This window comes from Piscinibacter gummiphilus (genome assembly GCF_002116905.1).
Taxonomy (GTDB): domain Bacteria; phylum Pseudomonadota; class Gammaproteobacteria; order Burkholderiales; family Burkholderiaceae_C; genus Rhizobacter; species Rhizobacter gummiphilus.
In genome coordinates, this window is the sequence record NZ_CP015118.1 from 5,522,787 (window position 1) to 5,542,933 (window position 20,147).

21 protein-coding genes are annotated in these 20,147 nt (G+C 70.3%); 14 read left to right on the forward strand and 7 right to left on the reverse strand.

Translation table 11 applies throughout. The features are described 5' to 3' along the window. Nucleotides 1-14 precede the first annotated feature (14 nt). From A4W93_RS25230 to A4W93_RS25240, 3 genes are read left to right on the forward strand one after another with little or no spacing between them, the layout of a single operon-like run. The gene (locus tag A4W93_RS25230; protein WP_085753237.1) at nucleotides 15-722 is read left to right on the forward strand and encodes an SDR family oxidoreductase; all 708 of its coding nucleotides are present in this window, start codon (nucleotides 15-17) and stop codon (nucleotides 720-722) included. Next, nucleotides 719-2,137 (forward strand): MATE family efflux transporter, encoded by a 1,419-nt coding sequence (locus A4W93_RS25235; protein ID WP_085753238.1) that lies wholly within the window; start codon nucleotides 719-721, stop codon nucleotides 2,135-2,137. The genes A4W93_RS25230 and A4W93_RS25235 overlap by 4 nt, the downstream gene beginning before the upstream one ends. Further along, on the forward strand, nucleotides 2,134-2,583 hold the full coding sequence (locus A4W93_RS25240; protein WP_085753239.1) for a MaoC family dehydratase: 450 nt from the start codon (nucleotides 2,134-2,136) through the stop codon (nucleotides 2,581-2,583). The genes A4W93_RS25235 and A4W93_RS25240 overlap by 4 nt, the downstream gene beginning before the upstream one ends. On the opposite strand, the gene A4W93_RS25245 is transcribed toward A4W93_RS25240, so the two are convergent. After that, entirely contained in the window at nucleotides 2,580-3,194 is a 615-nt protein-coding gene (locus tag A4W93_RS25245; RefSeq protein WP_085753240.1) for a TetR/AcrR family transcriptional regulator, read from the reverse strand. The genes A4W93_RS25240 and A4W93_RS25245 overlap by 4 nt on opposite strands. 283 nt (nucleotides 3,195-3,477) lie before the next feature. On the opposite strand from A4W93_RS25245, the gene A4W93_RS25250 reads away from it, so the two are divergent. Together A4W93_RS25250 and A4W93_RS25255 are read left to right on the forward strand one after the other, a co-directional pair. Further along, nucleotides 3,478-4,350 carry a poly(ethylene terephthalate) hydrolase family protein gene (locus A4W93_RS25250; RefSeq protein WP_218919167.1) on the forward strand — a complete coding sequence of 291 codons (873 nt, stop codon included), beginning with the start codon at nucleotides 3,478-3,480 and terminating at the stop codon, nucleotides 4,348-4,350. Nucleotides 4,351-4,500: 150 nt separating this feature from the next. Further along, complete coding sequence (locus tag A4W93_RS25255) at nucleotides 4,501-5,376, forward strand: poly(ethylene terephthalate) hydrolase family protein (RefSeq protein WP_085753242.1); 876 nt, start codon at nucleotides 4,501-4,503, stop codon at nucleotides 5,374-5,376. A 93-nt stretch (nucleotides 5,377-5,469) separates the two neighbouring features. On the opposite strand, the gene A4W93_RS25260 is transcribed toward A4W93_RS25255, so the two are convergent. Next, complete coding sequence (locus A4W93_RS25260) at nucleotides 5,470-5,886, reverse strand: carboxymuconolactone decarboxylase family protein (protein ID WP_085753243.1); 417 nt, start codon at nucleotides 5,884-5,886, stop codon at nucleotides 5,470-5,472. A gap of 142 nt (nucleotides 5,887-6,028) precedes the next feature. On the opposite strand from A4W93_RS25260, the gene A4W93_RS25265 reads away from it, so the two are divergent. The 7 genes from A4W93_RS25265 (at nucleotide 6,029) to rutR (ending at nucleotide 13,674) form a co-directional block, all read left to right on the forward strand. Next, on the forward strand, nucleotides 6,029-7,063 hold the full coding sequence (locus A4W93_RS25265) for a LacI family DNA-binding transcriptional regulator (RefSeq protein WP_085753244.1): 1,035 nt from the start codon (nucleotides 6,029-6,031) through the stop codon (nucleotides 7,061-7,063). A gap of 43 nt (nucleotides 7,064-7,106) precedes the next feature. After that, on the forward strand, nucleotides 7,107-8,162 hold the full coding sequence (locus tag A4W93_RS25270) for a sugar phosphate isomerase/epimerase family protein (protein WP_085753245.1): 1,056 nt from the start codon (nucleotides 7,107-7,109) through the stop codon (nucleotides 8,160-8,162). Between the two features lie 3 nt (nucleotides 8,163-8,165). Then, nucleotides 8,166-9,320, forward strand: coding sequence for a Gfo/Idh/MocA family protein (locus A4W93_RS25275; protein ID WP_085753246.1), 1,155 nt, complete (start codon nucleotides 8,166-8,168; stop codon nucleotides 9,318-9,320). 7 nt (nucleotides 9,321-9,327) lie between these two features. Next, the gene (locus tag A4W93_RS25280) at nucleotides 9,328-10,812 is read left to right on the forward strand and encodes a sugar ABC transporter ATP-binding protein (protein ID WP_085753247.1); all 1,485 of its coding nucleotides are present in this window, start codon (nucleotides 9,328-9,330) and stop codon (nucleotides 10,810-10,812) included. Further along, a complete protein-coding gene (locus A4W93_RS25285; RefSeq protein WP_085753248.1) occupies nucleotides 10,793-11,806 on the forward strand; it encodes an ABC transporter permease in 1,014 nt (337 codons plus the stop codon). Before A4W93_RS25280 ends, A4W93_RS25285 begins: the two co-directional genes overlap by 20 nt. Before the next feature lie 85 nt (nucleotides 11,807-11,891). Then, nucleotides 11,892-12,824 carry an ABC transporter substrate-binding protein gene (locus tag A4W93_RS25290; protein WP_407081720.1) on the forward strand — a complete coding sequence of 311 codons (933 nt, stop codon included), beginning with the start codon at nucleotides 11,892-11,894 and terminating at the stop codon, nucleotides 12,822-12,824. A 172-nt stretch (nucleotides 12,825-12,996) separates the two neighbouring features. Next, entirely contained in the window at nucleotides 12,997-13,674 is a 678-nt protein-coding gene (gene rutR, locus A4W93_RS25295; protein ID WP_085753250.1) for an HTH-type transcriptional regulator RutR, read from the forward strand. Nucleotides 13,675-13,684: 10 nt separating this feature from the next. Here the strand turns inward: rutR and rutF are convergent, their stop codons facing one another. The 5 genes from rutF to rutA are packed head-to-tail and all read right to left on the reverse strand — an operon-like array spanning nucleotide 13,685 to nucleotide 17,248. Next, entirely contained in the window at nucleotides 13,685-14,167 is a 483-nt protein-coding gene (rutF, locus tag A4W93_RS25300; RefSeq protein ID WP_085753251.1) for an NADH-dependent FMN reductase RutF, read from the reverse strand. A gap of 2 nt (nucleotides 14,168-14,169) precedes the next feature. Beyond that, nucleotides 14,170-14,970, reverse strand: a complete 801-nt coding sequence (gene rutD / locus A4W93_RS25305; RefSeq protein ID WP_085753252.1) for a pyrimidine utilization protein D — start codon at nucleotides 14,968-14,970, stop codon at nucleotides 14,170-14,172. Nucleotides 14,971-14,972: 2 nt separating this feature from the next. After that, entirely contained in the window at nucleotides 14,973-15,365 is a 393-nt protein-coding gene (gene rutC, locus A4W93_RS25310) for a pyrimidine utilization protein C (RefSeq protein WP_085753253.1), read from the reverse strand. 30 nt (nucleotides 15,366-15,395) lie between these two features. Then, nucleotides 15,396-16,136, reverse strand: a complete 741-nt coding sequence (gene rutB / locus A4W93_RS25315) for a pyrimidine utilization protein B (RefSeq protein WP_085753254.1) — start codon at nucleotides 16,134-16,136, stop codon at nucleotides 15,396-15,398. Continuing rightward, the gene (rutA, locus tag A4W93_RS25320) at nucleotides 16,133-17,248 is read right to left on the reverse strand and encodes a pyrimidine utilization protein A (RefSeq protein WP_085753255.1); all 1,116 of its coding nucleotides are present in this window, start codon (nucleotides 17,246-17,248) and stop codon (nucleotides 16,133-16,135) included. The genes rutB and rutA overlap by 4 nt, the downstream gene beginning before the upstream one ends. A gap of 271 nt (nucleotides 17,249-17,519) precedes the next feature. On the opposite strand from rutA, the gene A4W93_RS29935 reads away from it, so the two are divergent. Together A4W93_RS29935 and A4W93_RS25325 are read left to right on the forward strand one after the other, a co-directional pair. After that, complete coding sequence (locus A4W93_RS29935) at nucleotides 17,520-17,687, forward strand: hypothetical protein (protein ID WP_157131774.1); 168 nt, start codon at nucleotides 17,520-17,522, stop codon at nucleotides 17,685-17,687. Nucleotides 17,688-17,733: 46 nt separating this feature from the next. Continuing rightward, nucleotides 17,734-20,097 carry an ATP-binding protein gene (locus A4W93_RS25325; protein WP_085753256.1) on the forward strand — a complete coding sequence of 788 codons (2,364 nt, stop codon included), beginning with the start codon at nucleotides 17,734-17,736 and terminating at the stop codon, nucleotides 20,095-20,097. Nucleotides 20,098-20,147: the final 50 nt, after the last annotated feature.

The window sequence follows — 20,147 nt, forward strand, 5'->3', positions numbered from 1 at the left end:
AAGGACCCCTCGCCATGAAGATCAAAGACTCCGTCGCATTCGTCACCGGCGCCAACCGCGGGCTCGGCGCCGCCTTCGCCAAGGCGCTGCTCGCGGCCGGCGCGAAGAAGGTCTACGCCGCCGCGCGGGACCCCGCATCGGTCGACATCCCCGGCGTGCAGCCCGTGCGCCTGGACGTCACCCGCCCCGGCGAAGTGCTGGCCGCGGCGCGGGACTTCCGCGACGTCACGCTGGTCATCAACAACGCCGGCATCTCCAACGGCGGCGGGCTGCTGAACGGCCAGGCGAGCCTCGACGCCTTCCGTGTCGAGTTCGAGGTGAACACCTTCGGCCTGCTGGCGGTGAGCCAGGCGTTCGCGCCGCACCTCGCCGCCAACGGCGGTGGCGCCATCGTCAACGTGCTGTCGGCGCTGAGCTGGGCCACGCTGCCCGGCACAGGCAGCTACTCGGCCACGAAGGCCGCGTCGTGGGCCCTGACGAACGGCCTGCGCCAGGACCTGAAGGCCCAGGGCACGCAGGTCGTCGCCCTGCACGTCGGGTTCATGGACACCGACATGACGGCGAAGATCAACGCGCCCAAGTCGCGCCCCGAGGACGTCGTGGCCCAGGTGATCGCCGCCGTCGAGGCGGGTGAGTCGGAGGTGCTGGCCGACGCCATCTCGCACCAGGTGAAGCAGGGCCTGTCGGCCGGCGCGTACCTGGCCCCCGCCACGCGCGGATGAACGCGCCCGCGACCCCGGCGGCCCAGGCCGCCCGCGCGCGGGCGGACCTGCTGCTGCGCGGGCCCGTCGGGCCCACGCTGCTGAAGCTCGCGGTGCCCAACCTCGTGGTCATGCTCGCGCAGGCCGCGGCCAACTTCCTCGAGAGCTACTACGTCGGGCTCATCGGGGTCGATGCGCTGGCCGGGGCCGCGCTCGTGTTCCCGGTCGTCATGCTGATGCAGATGATGTCCGCGGGCGGCATCGGCGGCGGCATCTCCTCGGCCATCGCGCGGGCGCTCGGCGCCGGCGACCACGAACGCGCCGAGTCCCTCGTGATGCATTCGGTGGTGATCGCGCTGGGCTTCGGCGTGGTGTTCACGCTGTGTGCGCTGCTGGGCGGCCCGTGGCTGTACGCGGCGATGGGCGGGCGGGACGCCGGGCTGTCGGCGGCACTCACGTATTCCAACGCGATCTTCTGCGGCGCGACGCTGCTGTGGCTGCTCAACGCCTTCGCGAGCGTGCTGCGCGGCAGCGGCAACATGCGGCTGCCGGCGCTCGTGCTCGCGGGCGGCGTAGGGGTGCTGCTGGTCGTCTCGCCCGTGCTGATCTTCGGCGCGGGCCCGCTGCCCGGACTGGGCATCGCGGGTGCGGGCTTCGCCCTGGTGCTGTACTACCTGCTCGGCTGCCTCGTGCTCGGTCGCAGCCTGCTGCGCGGCGACGGGGGCGTGCGGCTGCGCTTCGGCCAGCCCCTGCGGCGCGACCACTTCGCCGACATCCTCGGCGTGGGCGGCGTCGCCATCGTCAACAACGTCAACACGAACCTGTCGGTGGTGGCGGCCACGGCACTCGTCGCGCCACTGGGCATCCCCGTGCTCGCCGGCTTCGGGCTCGGCATCCGCCTGGAGTACCTGCAGGTGCCGCTGGTGTTCGGCATCGGCACGGGCATGGTCGCGATGATCGGCATGAACGTGGGCGCGGGGCAACTCGCCCGCGCACGGCAGATCGCATGGACCGGCGCGCTGATGGCCGCCGCCGTCACCGAGGTGGTGGGCCTCGCCGCCGCATTGTTCCCGCGCGCCTGGCTCGGTCTCTTCACGCACGACCCCGCCGCCATCGAGGCGGGCGCGGCCTACCTGCGCCATGTCGCCCCGGCCTACGGGCTCTTCGGGCTGGGCCTCGCGCTGTACTTCGCGTCGCAGGGCGCTCGGCGCATGGGCTGGTCCACGCTCGCGAGTTCGGTGCGGCTGCTGGTGATCGCCGCCCTCGGCCACCTCGTGGTGACCCGCATGGGGGGTGGCTTGAACGGCCTGCTCACCGTGATGGTCGTGGCGCTCGCCGCGTTCGCCGCCATCGCATGCGTGCCGTGGGTCCGCCGCGTGCCGGAGGAACGCCCCTCCCCGACCCCATCCGTCCTGAAACCCGGAGAAGCCCGATGACCGCTCCCCTCTACCTCGACGACATCCACATCGGAGACCGATTCACCACCGGCGAACACACGCTCGACGAAACGCAGATCATCGCGTTCGCGCAGCAGTTCGACCCGCAGCCCTTCCACCTCGACCACGAGGCGGCAAAGGACTCGCTGTTCGGCGGCCTGGCCGCCAGCGGCTGGCATACCGCGTCCATCTCGATGCGGCTGATGGTCACGACCGGCATGCGCGTGCAGGGCGGCAACATCGGCGCGGGCTGCGAGCTGCAGTGGCCGCGCCCCACGCGGCCGGGCGACGTGCTTCACGTGGAGACCGAGGTGATCGACGTGCGCCCGTCGGCCACGCGCCCCGACCGTGGCATCGCCACGCTGCGCAGCGAGACGAAGAACCAGCGCGGCGAGGTCGTACAGGTCCTCGTGTCGAAGATGGTGATGCCGAGAAGGCCGGCCTAGGCGACGACGCTGCGGTAGGGCCAGAGCAGCCGCGTGTACGCGGCCTCGGCCCGCTCCAGCGAATGTTCGCTCTTCGAGAGCCGCTGGGCGTACATGAAGCTCATCATCAGCCCGAAGATCTCGAAGACGAGCTGTTCGGGGTCGGTGTCGGGCCGCAGGTGCTTGAGCGCCACGGCCTGGCGGATGGTGCGTTCGAGCGCCGACTGCCACAGCACGAAGCCCTTCACGAGGCGCGCGCGCAACGGCAGGTGCACGGGGTCGACCTCGAAGGTGCAGTGGCCGTACATGGAGCCGATCAGCACGTGCATGTCGGCGCCACCCGTGATCCACAGGTGCATCATCTTGTCGAGCCGCGGCAGGCCGGGCTCGGCGGTCATCGCGGGTTCGAACACGGTGCGGCGGAAGAACGCCTCGTACTCGTCGAGCACCATGTTCTTCAGCGCGTCGATGGACCCGACGCGCAGGGCGACACCGCCCTTGCTGATGTTCAGTTCCTTCGCGACGCTGGTGAGCGACACGTTCTGGAGGCCCTGCTGACGGGCAATGAGGAAGCCCGCGGCCACGATGGCCGCCAGGGTCTGTTCGCTCTTTTCGCTGCGCTTACGGTTCATGGAACGAACACGGTTCATCTCTGTGTCATGGAGTATACGAACGCGGGGGCTTCTGGCGTGTTTCTGCCCGGTTTCGCACACTTGAGGGTCGTTCCGCGACCACACGGACTCACCCCCGCCACCGCGCTCCGCTTCATGAAATGAAGGCGTTCTGCGACACCGCCTTCAATGCGGTCGAGTCCGAGGGAAAACCCGATTCGACACAAGTGAACGTCAGTTCATCTTCGTGCGGCACGCCGGAATCCACCGGCGGCAACCCCAGACCGTCACGGAGACAAACACCATGAAACTGCTGATCCAGCTGGCCGCCGCGTGCGGCGCCCTCGTGCTGTCCGCGGCCGCCGCCGCGCAGGCCAACCCGTACCAGAAGGGTCCGGACCCCACCGTCTCGGGCCTCGAAGCCGCACGCGGCCCGTTCGCCGTGGGCCAGACCCGCATCAGCAGCACCGTCTCCGGCTTCGGCGGCGGCACGCTGCACTACCCCACCGCGGCCGGCAGCTACGGGCTGATCGCCGTGGCGCCGCCGTTCATCGCGCAGTCCTCGTCGATCGGCTGGCTCGGCCCGCGCATCGCGTCGCACGGCTTCGTCGTCGTGATGATCGACGTCAACAGCACGCTCGACTTCCCCGAGAGCCGCTCGCGCCAGCAGCTCGCCGCGATCCAGTACGCCATCCAGCAGAGCAGCCGGGCCACGAGCCCGGTCTACAACAAGGTGGACGCCACGCGCATCGGCGTGTCCGGCCACTCGATGGGCGGCGGCGCCACGCTGCTGACGGCCCGCAACGCCCCGACCAACATCAAGGGTGCCTTCCCGCTCACGCCGTGGAGCAGCGACAAGAACTTCCGCAGCCTGAGCGTGCCGGCCGGCATCCTCGCGTGCGAGTCGGACACCGTGGCGGCCAACAGCAGCCATTCGAGCGTGTTCTACAACAGCACGCCGTCGAGCACGCCGAAGGCGTACTACGAGCTGCGCGGCGAGAGCCATTTCTGCCCGCAGTCGGTCTCCAACAACCCGGTCATCGGGAAGTACGCGGTGGCCTGGTTCAAGCGCTTCGTCGACAACGACGAACGCTACGCGCCGTTCCTCAGCGGCGCGCTGCCCCAGGCCGACCTCGGCAACCGCCGGTTCTCCGAACTGCGCACGAACGGGCTCTGACAGACAGACCCAGGTTGCGTGAAAACCCTCTGAACGAAAACTGAACAACGGTTCATCGTTCGTCTGCCGCCGGACAAGGACGGGCCACGACGCCCTCCGCCGGCGGCCACCCCGGCCGTCGGCCGGGGCGCCCCAGACCAGGAGACAGAGATGAAGACCTTGTTCCAGGCCGCCGTGCTGTGCGGCGCGATGCTGGCGTCCGCCACCGCCTTCGCCCAGACCAACCCGTACCAGAAGGGCCCTGCCCCTACCGTCGCCAACCTCGAGGCCGCGCGCGGCTCGTTCGCGGTGAGCTCCACCTCGATCAGCAGCCTGAGCGCCACGGGCTTCGGCGGCGGCTCGCTGCACTACCCCACCGCCGCCGGCACCTACGGCCTGATCGCCGTGGCCCCACCCTACCTCGCACAGTCGTCGTCCATCGCCTGGCTGGGCCCGCGCCTCGCATCGCACGGCTTCGTCGTCGTGATGATCGACGTCAACAGCACGCTCGACTTCCCTGAAAGCCGCTCGCGCCAGCAGCTCGCCGCGATCGACTACGCCATCGCCCAGAACGCCCGCCGCACGAGCCCCATCTACGGCAAGGTCGACACCACCCGCCGCGGCGTCACCGGCCACTCGATGGGCGGCGGCGCGTCCATCCTCACGGCGCGCAACTCCCCGGCCAACATCAAGGGCGCCTTCCCGCTCACGCCGTGGAGCAGCGACAAGAACTTCTCGAACCTGCAGGTGCCCACCGGCTACCTCGCGTGCCAGGACGACACGGTGGCGGGCAACGCCGACCACTCGCTGAACTTCTACAACCGCATGCCGGCCAGCACGCCCAAGGGCTACTACGAGCTGCGCGGCGAGACCCACTTCTGCCCGCAGAGCACCACCAACAACCCGGTCATCGGCAAGTACCTGGTGGCGTGGATGAAGCGCTTCGTCGACAACGACACCCGCTTCTCGCCGTTCCTGTCGGGCGCGCTGCCGAACGCCGACCTGTCGTCGGGCCGCTTCTCGGTGCTGCGCACGAGCGGGCTCTGATGGACTGACCGGCCCCGGAGGGCCGGCGCGAGGGGCGCCTTCCGCGAGGACGGCGCCCCTTTTTTCACGCACGACCGTGGGTCGCGTTCGTCCTCAAGGCACCGCGTCAGGGTCCTCGAACGCCAGCCCTTCGGCCGCCATCCACTCGCCCGCGGCACGGAAGGCCGCGACCGATGCCGGCACACCGGCGTACGGCGCGACGTGCAGCAACACCTCGCGCAACTCGGCGAGCGTCGCGCCGTTGTTTATCGCCCCGCGCAGGTGGCCCTTGAGCTCGTTCGTGTGGCCGAGCGCGGCGAGCATCGCCACCGTGCAGAGGCTGCGCTGCTTCAGCTCGATCACGCCGCGCTGCCACGTCGCACCCCACGCATGGTCGTTGACCAGCTGCTGCAGCGGCTGAGTGAACGGCGTGGCGGACGACAGCGCGCGGTCGACGAAGGCGTCGCCCATCACCTGGCGGCGGCGGGATTCGCCCGGGCTGCGGGCGGGAGGGGTGGAGTGGTCGGCCATGGGGTCTCGCTCGTGAAGGGAAAAGGGGGATGCCGAACGATAGCCCAAGCCCTTCGGAGCCCCTTCGGAACCTGGAACCGGTCTCAGGGTATGTCCCGAAGCGCCGTTGAGGGGCGCACCTCATATTGCCGCACAGCCCATCATGAACACGACCACCCGAGCCACCCTCAACGACGTCGCCCGTGAAGCGGGCGTGAGCCTCGCCACCGTCGACCGCGTGCTGAACAAGCGCCCCGGCGTACACGCGCGCACGGTGAACCGCGTGGCCGACGCCGTCGCGCGCCTCGGCTACCGCCCCGACCCGTCGGCCGCCCGGCTTGCCCGGCCGAAGCCGCACCGCGTGTGTTTCGTGCTGCCCGCGGGCAACAACAGCTTCGTCGCGATGCTGCGCGACCAGGTCACCGACAACCTCGGCTGGGCGAGCGACCACCGCGTCACGCTCGAGATCGCCGCCGTCGACGTGTTCGACCCGGCCGAACTGGCCGAAGGGCTGCGGTCGACGAAGGGCAACTTCGACACCGTCGTGGTCGTCGCCCACGACCATCCGCTCGTGCGCGCGGCCATCGACGAACTCGTCGACGCGGGGATGGGCGTCGTCACGCTCGTGTCCGACGCGCCGTCATCGCGCCGCCACCGCTACGTGGGCATCGACAACGTCGCCGCGGGCCGCACCGCCGCCACGCTGATGGGCCGCTTCCTCGCGGGCCGCCCGGGCGAGGTGGGGGTGGTGGCCGGCAGCCTCGCGCTGCGCGACCACGCCGAACGCTGGTTCGGCTTCGGCCAGGTCATGGCCTCGGAGTTCCTGCACCTGAAGGTGCTGCCGCCGCTCGAAGGCAAGGACGACTCGCTGCGCACCGAGCCCCTGATGCGCGAGCTGCTCGCGGCGCACCCGCGGCTGATCGGCCTCTACAGCCTCGGCGCCGGCAACCGCGGCATCGCCGCCGCGCTGCGCGAAGCCGACCGCGCGCGCGACGTGGTGTTCGTGGCCCACGAGCTCACGCCGTACGCGCGGCGCGAGCTGCTGTCCGGCACGATGGACGCCGTCATCAACCAGGACGCCGGCCACGAAGTGCGCTCGGCGCTGCGCCAGGCGCTGTCGCGCCTGACCCGCGAGCCTGTGCTCTCCGACCAGGAGCGCATCCGCATCGACATCTACGTCAAGGACAACCTGCCCTGACGGCCGCCACCCCGCGTCTCTCTCCTCCACAAAAGGAACGACCATGGCCACCACCCTGAAGGGCCCCGGCATCTACCTGGCCCAGTTCGCGAGCGATACCGCACCGTTCGACTCCTGGTCCGCCATCACGCGGTGGGCCGGCGAAAAGGGGTTCGAGGGGGTGCAGATCCCCTCGTGGGACGGCCGCATCTTCGACCTGCGCCGCGCCGCCGAATCGAAGACCTACTGCGACGAGGTGGCGGGCGTGGCGCGCGAGAACGGCGTCGCGATCACCGAACTCGGCACGCACCTCCAGGGCCAGCTCGTGGCCGTGCACCCCGCCTACGACGAGGCCTTCGATGCCTTCGCACCGGACGCCGTCAAGGGCAACCCGAAAGCCCGCCAGGCCTGGGCCGTGGAGCAGATGCTGCTGTCGGCGAAGGCGTCCTTCCACCTCGGCCTCACGAGCAACGTCAGCTTCCCCGGCGCCCTCGCGTGGCCGTACCTGTACCCGTGGCCGCAGCGCCCCGCCGGCCTGATCGACACCGCGTTCGACGAACTCGCCCGCCGCTGGCGACCCATCTTCGACGCGTTCGACGAGGCCGGCTGCCACGTGTGCTTCGAGCTGCACCCCGGCGAGGACCTGTTCGACGGCACCACCTTCGAGATGTTCCTCGAACGCGTGGACAACCACCCGCGCTGCTGCATCAACTACGACCCGTCGCACTTCGTGCTGCAGCAGCTCGATTACCTCGCGTTCATCGACATCTACCACTCGCGCATCCAGTCGCTGCACATCAAGGACGCCGAGTTCCGCCCCACCGGCCGCCAGGGTGTGTACTCCGGCTACAGCCCCTGGGTGGAACGCGCGGGGCGCTTCCGCTCGCTGGGCGACGGACAGGTGGACTTCGGGGCCATCTTCTCGAAGATGGCCCAGTACGACTACCCCGGCTGGGCGGTGCTCGAGTGGGAGTGCTGCCTCAAGCACCCGGAGGACGGCGCGGCGGAAGGCGCGGCCTTCATCCGCGACCACATCATCCGCGTGACCGGGAAGGCGTTCGACGACTTCGCCGGCTCGAAACAAGACCCGGCGCAGCTGCGCCGCATGCTGGGACTCTGACCCATGGCCACGACCTTCCCTCCCCGCGTGCGGCTCGGCATGGTGGGCGGCGGCGAAGGCGCCTTCATCGGCGCCGTGCACCGCATCGCCGCCCGGCTCGACGACCACTACACCCTCGTCGCGGGCGCGCTGTCGTCCACCGCCGAGAAGTCGCTGCGCTCGGGCGCCGCGATCGGCCTCGAACGCACCTACCCCGACTACGAGACGATGGCGCGCGAAGAGGCCGCACGCCCCGACGGCATCGAGGCCGTCGCCATCGTCACGCCGAACGACCAGCACGCGCCGGCCGCCGAGGCGTTCCTGAAGGCCGGCATCCACGTGATCTGCGACAAGCCCGTCACCACCACGCTGAAGGATGCGAAGCGCCTGAAGGCGCTGGCGCAGAAGCACGGGCGCCTCTTCGCCGTCACTCACAACTACACCGGCTACCCGATGGTGCGCCACGCGCGCCGGCTCGTGGCCGACGGTGCGCTCGGCACGCTGAGGGTCGTGCAGGTCGAGTACGCGCAGGAGTGGCTCACCGAGCGGCTCGAGTCCACCGGCCAGAAGCAGGCCGGCTGGCGCTCCGATCCGAAACGTTCGGGCGCCGGCGGCTGCATCGGCGACATCGGCACGCACGCCTACAACCTCGCCGACTTCATCACCGGCCTGACCGTGGAGTCGCTGAGCGCGGAGGTCAGTTCGTTCGTGAAGGGCCGCGTGCTCGACGACAACGTGCAGGTGCAACTGCGCTACGCCGGCGGCGCGCGCGGCTCGCTGTGGGCCAGCCAGGTGGCCCCGGGCAACGAGAACGGCCTGCGCATCCGCGTGTACGGCAGCAAGGCCGGCCTCGAATGGATGCAGGAACATCCGAACCAGCTGCGCTTCTCGCCGTTCGGCCAGCCCACGCAGGTCATCTCGCGCGGCACCCCCGCGGCCAGCCCGGACGCGGCCCGCGTGAGCCGCGTGCCGTCGGGCCACCCCGAGGGCTACCTCGAAGGCTTCGCGAACCTCTACACCGAGATCGCCGCGGCCATCCGCGCCGCGCGCCCGGGGAAGCGGCAGCGGCTCGACAAGGCCGTCACGTTCCCCACGATCGACGACGGCATCAAGGGCATGGTGTTCATCGAGACGGCGCTGAAGTCGTCGGCCAAGGACGGGCGCTGGACGAAGCTCTGATCCCGCCATGAGCCTGCACGTCCGCTTCAACGGCATCGTCAAGGACTTCGGTCCGGTGCGCGTGCTGCACGGCGTCAGCTTCGACCTGGAGCCCGGCCACGTGTACGGCCTGCTGGGCGAAAACGGCGCGGGCAAGTCCACGCTGATGAAGATCCTCTCGGGCTACGAGCAGGCGAGCGGCGGCGAACTCGCGGTGGCCTCGTCCCCCTGCCGGTTCAAGGACTCGCGCGAGGCCGAGGCCGCGGGCATCGTGCTGATCCACCAGGAGTTCAACCTCGCGGAAGACCTCACCGTGGCCCAGAACGTGTTCCTCGGCCGCGAACTCCACACCCTCGGCTGGCTCGACGACACGGCGATGCGCGCGGCCACCCGCGAGGCGCTCGCCGAGGTGGGGCTGCACATCGCCGCCGACACCCCCGTGCGCGACCTGATCGTGGCCGAGAAACAGCTGGTCGAGATCGCCAAGGCGCTGTCGCGCCACGCGCGGCTGCTGGTGATGGACGAACCCACGGCCACGCTGACCCCCTCCGAGACCGAACGCCTCTTCGGCCTGATCCGCCGCCTGCGCGAGCAGGGCACCACCATCGTCTACATCTCGCACAAGCTCGACGAGGTGGAGCGCATCACCGACGAGGTGCTGGTGATGCGCGACGGCCGCTTCGTCACCCGTGCGCCCACGTCCACCCTCACCCGCCAGCAGATGGCGAACCTGATGGTGGGCCGCGAGCTGGTCGACATGTTCCCGCCGCGCGAGCCGGTGGCCGACGCCCCGCCGCTGCTGCGCGTGCGCGGCCTCTCGGTGCCGGGCTGGGCGCACGACGTCGCCTTCGACGTGCGGCCCGGCGAGGTGCTCGGCTTCGCCGGCCTCGTGGGCGCCGGCCGCACCGAACTCTTCGAGGGGTTGCTCGGCTTGCGGCCACGGTCCGGCGGCGAGGTCGAACTCGCAGGCCGCCCCGTGCGTTTCGACAACCCGCGCCAGGCCGCGTCGATGGGCCTCACATACCTGAGCGAGGACCGCAAGGGCAAGGGCCTGCACCTGCGCCTGTCGCTGTCGGACAACCTCACCCTGATGGACCTCGACCGGCACGCCCGTCCGTGGCTCGACCTCGCCTCCGAACGGCGCGCGCTCGACCAGGCCATCGCGGGCCACGGCATCCGCACGCGCGACCCGGAGGCGCCGGCCTCGAGCCTGTCGGGCGGCAACCAGCAGAAGCTCGCGATCGCCAAGGTGCTTCAGCCCGACCCGCGCGTCGTGGTGCTCGACGAACCCACGCGCGGCGTCGACGTGGGCGCCAAGCGCGACATCTACTTCCTGATCCAGCGGCTCGCGGCGGAAGGCCGCGGGGTCGTCGTCGTGTCGTCCGAACTGATCGAGCTGATCGGCCTGTGCCACCGCGTGGTGGTGATGCGCGGCGGCCGGGTGTCGGCCACGCTCGACGCGGACCACCTCACCGAAGAGGAACTCATCGCCCATGCCACAGGCACCCACTAGCGAACTCGCCCCGGTCGCCGACCGCCCGCGCCGCGGGTCGTGGCGCCGCCATGCCGCCGGGCTCGGGCCGGTGCTGGGCCTCGTGCTGCTGTGTTTCGCGGGCACGCTGCTGAACCCCGACTTCGCCACGTGGGACAACGCGATGAACGTGCTCACGCGCACCGCGTTCATCGGCATCATCGCGGTGGGCATGTGTTTCGTCATCACGGCCGGCGGCATCGACCTGTCGGTGGGTTCGATGGCGGCGCTGATCGCGGGCAGCGTGATCCTGCTGATGAACGCGCTGATCCCGCACGTCGCGTCGCCCGTGGCCATCGTCGCGCTGGGCATGCTGTCGGCGCTCGCGCTCGGCGCGGTGTTCGGCTGGGCCCACGGCATCCTGATCACCAAGGGCCGCATCGAACCGTTCATCGTCACGCTGGGCACGCTGGGCATCTTCCGCGCGTTCCTGACGTGGTTCGCCAACGGTGGTGCCATCACGCTCGACGGCAAGCTGTCGGAGGTCTACAGCCCCGTGTACTACGGCAGCGCGCTCGGCGTGCCGCTGCCCATCTGGGTGTTCGCGCTGGTGGCGGTGGCCGGCCTCGCGATCCTCAACCGCACGCGCTACGGCCGCTACGTGCAGGCCATCGGGTCGAACGAGCAGGTGGCGCGCTACGCCGCCGTGGCCGTGGACCGCGTGAAGATCCTCACCTACGTGGGACTCGGCGTGTGCGTGGGCATCGCCACGCTGCTGTACGTGCCGCGCCTCGGTTCCGCCTCGCCCACCACCGGGCTGCTGTGGGAGCTGGAGGCCATCGCCGCGGTGATCGTCGGCGGCACGGCGCTCAAGGGCGGCGAGGGCCGCATCGTGGGCACCGTGGTGGGCGCGGTGCTGCTCTCGGTCATCAGCAACATCCTCAACCTCACGAACATCATCAGCGTGTACCTCAACGCGGCGGTGCAGGGCATCGTCATCATCGCGGTGGCCTTCCTGCAGCGCGGACGGCGCTGAACCCGGTATCCCTCGGCGGCCGGGGCTCGGCCGCGAACATCCTCAGGAGATTGACGTGAACGTTCGATTCCTCTCCCGTGTTGCACTGGCCGCCATCGGCCTGTTCGCCGCCGCCGGCTGTTTCGCGCAAGGCAATCCGAAGACCACGATGGGCGTGTCGATCCCGTCGGCCACCCACGGCTGGGCCGGCGGTGTCGTCTACTGGGCCAACCGCACGAAGGCCGAACTCGAGAAGCAGTACCCCGAGATGAAGGTCATCGTGAAGACCGCCGGGTCGGCCAGCGAACAGGCCAACCAGGTGCAGGACCTGCAGACGGTCAACAAGATCGACACGCTCGTGATCCTGCCGTTCGAGTCCGCGCCGCTCACGCAGCCGGTGGCGCAGGTCAAGGGCAAGGGCGTGTTCGTCACCGTCGTCGACCGCGGCCTCACCGACACCAGCGCGCAGAACGCGTACGTCGCCGGCGACAACCCGGGCTTCGGCAAGGTGGCCGGCGAGTACGTCGCCAAGGCGCTCGGCGGCAAGGGCAACGTCGTGATTCTGCGGGGCATCCCGACCGTGATCGACAACCAGCGCGTGGACGCGTTCAACGCCGTGATGAAGGCGAACCCGGGCATCAAGGTGCTCGACGCCAAACACGGCAACTGGAACCGCGACGACGCCTTCAAGGTGATGCAGGACTACCTCACGCGCTTCAAGCAGATCGACGCGGTGTGGGCGTCCGACGACGACATGGCGGTCGGCGTGCAGAAGGCCATCGAGCAGGCGAAGCGAACCGACATCAAGCTCGTGCTCGGTGGCGCCGGGTCGAAGGACTACGTGAAGAAGGTCCTCGACGGCGACAAGGTCGTCACCGCCGACGTGACCTACTCGCCGAGCATGATCGCCGACGCGATGAAGCTCACCGCGGACGCGCGGGTGAAGGGCACGGCGATGCCTGCGACGACGATCATTCCGTCGGTGCTGATCACGAAGGAGAACGCGGCGAAGTACCACTTCCCCGATTCGCCGTTCTAAAGGCCCCCCCAGTCGGCTGGCGCCTCCTGCCCCCAGGGGGCGCCACGGGTCGCCCGGGAAACCCGGGCTCGCGTGTTGCTTGATCGGTCGGCGGCTTCGCGCGCCTCCGTCGGGATGACGGGCGTGGGTTGTGCTACAAACGCGCCGGTTCACCGACCGGTCCGCGCTTTCCATGCCCACCACCCCGACGAAACCCCGCCCGGCCCGCAAGGCCGTGGTCCCCGCCGCCGAAGGCACCCGCCGCCACCGCCAGATCGCCGACAAGCGGGCCGCCATCCTCGGCGCCGCGCTGGGCCTGTTCTCGCGCTTCGGGCTGCACGGCACCACCATCGACCAGGTGGCCGCCGCGGCCGACGTGTCGAAGACGAACCTCTTCTACTACTTCGCGAACAAGGAAGCGCTGTACGTGGCCGTGCTGCGCGACCTGCTCGACGTGTGGCTCGAACCGCTGCGCGCCTTCGCGGCGGACCAGGACCCGCACGAGGCCCTGGCCGGCTACATCCGCAGCAAGCTCGCGTTCTCGCGCGACCGGCCCGAAGCCTCGCGGCTGTTCTGCCTCGAGGTCATCCAGGGCGCCCCGCTGCTGCGCGACGAACTCGCCAACGCGTTGCGCGCGCTGGTGGACGAGAAGGCCGGTGTGATCCGCACGTGGGTCGACGGCGGCCGCCTCGCCCCGGTGGACCCGCACCACCTCGTCTTCGCACTGTGGGCGGTGACCCAGCACTACGCCGATTTCGCCACGCAGGTGGAACTGCTGACCGGCCGCACGCTCGCCGACCCCGACTTCTTCGAGGAGACGGTGGCGAACGTGCAGCGCATCGTGCTGCAGGGCGCGGAACCGCGCGCCTGACGGCGGACGCTCAGGGGGCCAGCCGCAGCTCGTGGTAGGCCCGGCCGAAGTACACGAGCGCATGCGGCTCCGCGTGCGCCGCCAGCGACTGCACCTCGCAGAACAGCACATCGTGTGTGCCGACCTCGGTGCGGCGCACCACGCGGCAGTCGAACGACACGGCCGCGTCGTCGAGCACCGGCGCGCCGGTCGACTCGGCGTGCCACGCCACGCCGGCGAAGCGTTCCGCCATCGGCGTCTTGCCGCCGAAGAGGCCCGAGACCGCCTGCTGCCCCGCCCCCAGCGCGTTCACGCACAGCGCGTCGTTCGCGGCGAACACCGGGTACACCGAGGCGCCCCGGTTCAGGCACACGAGCAGCGTGGGCGGGTCGTCGGTCACGCTGCACACCGCGGTGGCGGTGAAGCCCGCGCGGCCGGCCGGACCGTCGGTGGTGACGATGTTGACGGCCGCCCCCAGGCGGGCCATCGCGTCGCGGAAGTCGGTCTTGTCCATCGTCACACCTCGCCAGTCACCGCGACCTCGGACAGGAACGCGATCAGCTGCGCGTTGAACACGTCCGCCTCCGTCACGGTGTGCGCATGGCCACCGTGGGGAACGGCCTGCAGCGTCGCACCGGGCAGGCCCTCGGCGAGGCGCTGCGACCGCGTCCAGGGCACCAGCACGTCGTCCATCGCCGCGGCCACCAGCACGGGCGCGGTGACCTCGCCGAGGCGCGCATCGACGTCGAACGCCCGCAGCGCACCGATGCGCGCGCGCATCGTGGCCTCGCCGGGGAAGTGCGCGAAGGCGTGGTCCACCTCGGCCTGCACACGCGAGGCGTTCGCGGCGGCCCAGGCCGCGGGGTACAGGAAGATCGGCTGCGCCTCCACGTAGGCGCGCGGGCCCACGGCGCCCAGCAGCGCCAGCCGCGCGTCGAAGCAGCGCGCCGAATGCGGGTTCGGCGCCGACCAGGCGTTGACGAGCACCAGGCTGTCGACCCGCTCCGGCGCATCGAGCGCGAGCTGCAGGCCCACGAGGCCGCCGAGCGCGTGGCCCATCAGGTGGCACGACGCCGTGCCGCTGGCGTCGAGCACCTCGACCACGTCGCGGGCCATGTGGGCGATGGTGTACGGCGCGGGCAGCGTGTCGGCGCTGCGGCCCGTGCCGCGCTGGTCGTACGCGATCACGCGGTAGCCGGCGGCCAGCAGCGCCGGCAGCTGCGGCTGCCAGAACGCGGCCGCGCCGCCGAGGCCGGAGGACAGCAGCACGGTGGGCGCGCCGTCCGGCCCATGCACGTCGAAGCGGACCGTCGCCATGGTCAGGCCTTCTTGCCGACGTGGGCGATGGACGCGATCTCGACGAGCGCGTCGGGTTTCACGAGGCCGCACTGGATGCAGTAGCGCGCCGGCTTCACGCCGGGGAAGAACTCGGCGTACACCGCGTTGATCTTCCCGTAGTCGGCCCAGTCCTTCAGCATGATCATGTTGAAGGTGACGTCGTCCATCGTGCCGCCGGCGGCCTCGACGACCCCCTTGATGATGGTCAGCACGTGTCGCGTCTGCGCGGTGGCGTCGCCCACGTGCACGACGTTGTTGTCCTTGTCGAACGGCAGCGTGCCGGACACGTACAGCACGCCGTCGGCGAGGGTGCCGGGCACGAACGGGGCGATGGGGACGCCGGTGCCCGGCGGGATGATGGCGGTCTTGGGCATGCGAGTTCTCCGGAGGAAGGTAGGGAGCGATCAGGCCGCGACGGTGCGGCGGAAGTCGGCGACGGTGGACACCCACCCGAAGAAGGTCTCGACGTTGTAGACCGAGGCCTTCTGGATGGCGGGGCCGCCCAGTTCGTGGGTGGCGTCCTCCAGCATCACGGCGAAGTACTCGAGGTGGAACGCGTCGCGCAGCGACGACTCCACGCACACGTTCGTCGCGATGCCGGTGAACACGAGGTTGCGGATGCCGCGCGCGCGCAGCGTGCTGTCGAGGGTGCTGTTGAAGAACCCGCTGTAGCGCGTCTTCGGCACCACGATGTCTCCCGGCGCGGGCTTCAGCGCGTCGACCAGTTCGTAGTCCCAGCCGCCCTCCGCCAGGAACTTGCCCGACAGCTCGGGCCGGCGGCGCATGGTCTTCAGCGCGTTCGACTTGTGCCAGTTCGGCGAGCCGGGACCGCCGGCCTTCACGTAGTCGGGGTCCCAGCCGTTCTGCAGGAACACCACGAGGATGCCGGCGCGGCGCGCCGCCTCGACGGTGGCCACGATGTTGTCGATCACCCCCTTCGCGCCGGAGATGTCGAAGCCCGCGGTGTCGACGTAGCCGCCTTCGGTGGCGTAGGCGTTCTGCATGTCGACGACCACCAGCGCGGTGTTCGCGGCATGGAACGCGAGCGGCTCGGGCCGCGCCGGCAGCACGAGCGGTGCGGGAGCGCCCGGCGCGTTCGGCACGCCCGCGGGCACGGTGGAGGTGAGCGTGGTGTTCGTCTTCATGCGGCGGCCAGCTCCGGCTTGGTGACACGCGACGGCACCTGGGCCTCGACGTGCGCGCGGCTCGCCATCAGCGGCTGGATGCGCGAGCCGAAGGCCTCGACGCCCGCGACGAAGTCGTCGAAGGTCAGCAGCACACCCTCGGTGCCCGGCACCTCGGCCATCTCGTCGAGCAACTTCGCCACGGTGGCGTACGAGCCCACGAGCGTGCCCATGTTGATGTTCACCGCGGACGTGGGGTCGGCCATCTGGCGCACGTTGGTGTCCGAGCCCGACTTGGTGTCGACCGCACTCTGCTGGCCGAGCCAGGCGATGGCCTCCTGGTCGGCGCCCGCCTTGTAGTGCTCCCACTTGGCGCGGGCCGCCTCGTCGGTCTCGTCGGCGATCACCATCACGAGCACGTAGGTGCTGACGTCGCGGCCCGTGGCGGCCGTGGCCTCGATCAGCTTTTCCGCCGCCGGCGCGAAGGCCTTCGGCGTGTTCACGCCCTTGCCGAAGCAGAAGTTGTAGTCGGCGTACTTCGCGGAGAACGCCATGCCGGCATCGCTCTGGCCCGCGCAGATCACCTTCATCGGCGCCTGCGGCATCGGGCTCACGCGGCAGTCGTCCATCTGGAAGTGTTCGCCCTTGAAGTCGGACTTCCCCGTGGTCCAGAGGTCACGCAGCACCTGCACGTACTCCGAGAGGTACTGGTAGCGCGTGCCGAAGAACTGGTCGCCCGGCCACAGGCCCATCTGCGAATACTCGGGCCGCTGCCAGCCCGTCACGAGGTTCACGCCGAAGCGGCCGCCCGAGATGGAGTCGATGGTGGAGGCCATGCGCGCGACGATGGCCGGCGGCATCGTGAGCGTCGCGGCGGTGGCGAAGAGCTGGATGCGCGACGTGACCGCGGCCAGGCCCGCCATCAGCGTGAACGACTCCAGGTTGTGGTCCCAGAACTCCGTCTTGCCGCCGAACCCGCGCAGCTTGATCATCGACAGCGCGAAGTCGAAGCCGTGGGCCTCGGCCTTCACGACGATCTCCTTGTTCAGCTCGAACGTCGGCCGGTACTGCGGCGCGTTCTCGGAGATCAGCCAGCCGTTGTTGCCGATGGGAATGAATACGCCGACCTTCATGGGAAGCACCTCGAAAGGGTGGGGGCGCCCGGTGCACCCCCTTCGACGGAGCCCTTCTGCACGGGGCGTGCCAGCCGAAATTCCGCTTAAAAATCAACGACTTGCCAGAAAGTGCCCTCTGTTTGCAGACCATTTGATCCACTTTGGATCACCAAGTCTGGTGCACCGTCCCCCTGCCGGTGCACCCGCCACAAATGAAACGTGGGCGAAGCGCGGTTGATACAGGGGCTGCGGAGACTCCGGTCCACGTTCAACCCTCTCCCGACCCTCCATGAAACAGACCGACCTGCTCCTTCCGTCCGTGCTCTTCGCGGCGCTGCTCGGCGCCGCCACGCTGGTGTTCGCCGTCGACGAACCCCGCACCGAGGTGTTCGCATCCCCCGCCCTGGTGAGCACCCTGGTGGGTGGGGTCAGTCCCCACCTCTTGATGGCGCCGTGACGCGCATTCGCTGCTATCTTCCGGGGGACCGTATCCGGCACCCGGCATGACGACGCACCCGTTCCTTCGCACCCTGACCGGCAAGATCCTCCTCCGACTGGCGGGCGGCGGGGCCGTGGTGCTGCTGCTGACGAGCGTGTTCGGCACCTACGTGCTCTACCGCCAGGCCGAGGAGCAGGCGCTGCAGCGGCTCGCGGACATGGTGGTGGAGCGCGCCCGGCTGGCCCAGCACGTGCTGCACCACACGGCCGAGACGGTGAACCCGCTCGGCGCCACCCCGGTGGAGGCCTGGACGCCGTACCAGAGCGCCGACTTCCTGATCCGCATGCTGCCGCCCCCCTCCGGCATGGGCCGCCACATGCTGTTCATGGGCGACGGGCAACTCATCGCCGACAGCACGCTCGGCGACGCCGTCTGGAAGGACGTGGGCCGCTACCCGCTGAGCCGCCTCGGCGGCGACCTGCCCGACGCCCTGATGGCCGCCGCGTCGGACGCCTACGGCGACGTGCGCACCGGCTTCAGCCCGCGCAGCGACGTGTACTTCGCCGTCGCCCGCATCGAACGCGCCGGCTGGTACATCGCCACCGCGGTGCCGGGCGCGTCCATCCGCGCGCAGGCCTGGGCGCCGGCGCTGTGGGCGTTCGGCCTGGGCCTCCTCGTGCTGCTGGGCCTGCTGCTGATCTTCTCGCGCGTGCTGCGCCGCCACGTGGCCGCGCCGCTGGGCGTGCTGACGCTCGCGGCCGAGCGGCTGTCGGCCGGCGACACCAGCGTGCGCCTGCCCGAAAGCCGCGACGACGAACTCGGCCGCCTCGGCGCCGCGTTCAACCACATGGCCGGCAACGTCGCGGAACGCGATGCCGCGCTGCGCGAGGACAAGCGCCAGATCGAGATGGCCCTCACCTCGCTGCGCATGACCGAGGAACGCTGGCGCGCGATGACGGACAACGCGTCCGACTTCATCGCCGTGGTCAACGAACAGGGCGTGTTCCGCTACGTCAGCCCGCCCGTCGAACGCATGCTGGGCTTCACGCCCGAGGAGATGGTGGGCCGCGGCGCGCTGTCGCTGCTGCACCCCGACGACCTCGACCGCATCCGCCCCCGCCTCGCCAACCCCACCGGCATCCCGTCGCAGTTCCGCTACCGGCACAAGGACAACCGCTGGCGCGTGCTCGAAGCCGTGGGCCGCAACCTGCGCGACCACCCCGCCGTGCTGGGCCTCGTGCTCAACGTGCGCGACGTCACCGAGACGGCCCATGCCGAGGAGGAACTGGCCCGCCAGCGCGATTCGCTGCACCAGAGCGAGAAGCTCTCGGCCCTCGGCGGCCTGCTGGCCGGCGTGGCGCACGAGCTGAACAACCCGCTCGCGGTGGTGGTGGGCCGTGCGAGCCAGCTCGAGTCCGATGCCGAGAGCATGGCCGACCGCAACACGGCCGCGAAGATCCGCCAGGCCGCCGAACGCTGCGCGCGCATCGTCAAGACCTTCCTCGCGATGGCGCGCCGCCAGGAGTCGGTGCGCGAGCCGGTGGACCTGAACAAGGTCATCAACGACGCGCTCGACGTGCTGACCTACACGCTGCGCAGCGGCGGCGTGACCCTCGACCTCCAGCTGGCGCCGAACCTGCCGCCGGTGCTGGCCGATGCCGACCAGCTGGGCCAGGTCTTCATGAACCTGTTCACCAACGCCCACCAGGCGATGGCCTCGCGGCCGGGAACGCGGGTGCTGAAGATCGCCAGCCACGCGGTGCCCGACCAGGCGAAGGTGCAGGTGACCGTCACCGACTCGGGCCCCGGCATCTCGCCGGAGCTGCGCAGCCGCATCTTCGAACCGTTCTTCACCACGAAGGCCGTCGGCGAAGGCACGGGCGTGGGCCTGTCGGTGAGCCTCGGCATCGTGCAGTCGCACAACGGCACGCTGCGCCTCGGCGACGCCGACGGCGACGGCGCGTGTTTCGTGCTGTCGCTGCCGGCCCTGCGCTCGATGGCGCCCCGCCCCAACGGGTCCGCCACCACGGCTTCGGCCCACGACCCGCGGCATGGCGCGCGCATCCTCGTGGTCGACGACGAGGTGGACATCGCCGAGATCCTCCGCGACATCCTGACGCCCGCCGGCCACCGCATCACGCTGACCCACAACGGCCTCGACGCGCTGCGCCGACTCGACGCCGAGCCGTTCGACCTGGTGCTCACCGACCTGAAGATGCCGGGCCTCGACGGGCCCGCGCTGTACGCGGAGCTGTCGCGCCGGCATCCGCACCTCGCGCACCGCGTGATCGCCATCACCGGCGACACGCTGGGCTCCACCGCGCGCGAGTTCGTGCGCACGAGCCAGGTGCCGGTGATCGACAAACCCTTCGAGCCCAACGACGTGCTGACGCGGGTCGCCGCGCAGCTGGCGGTGCCCGTCGGCTGACGCCCCTGTCCTTTGGTGCAGGGGACACACGGCCCGCCCCGATTCGGCAT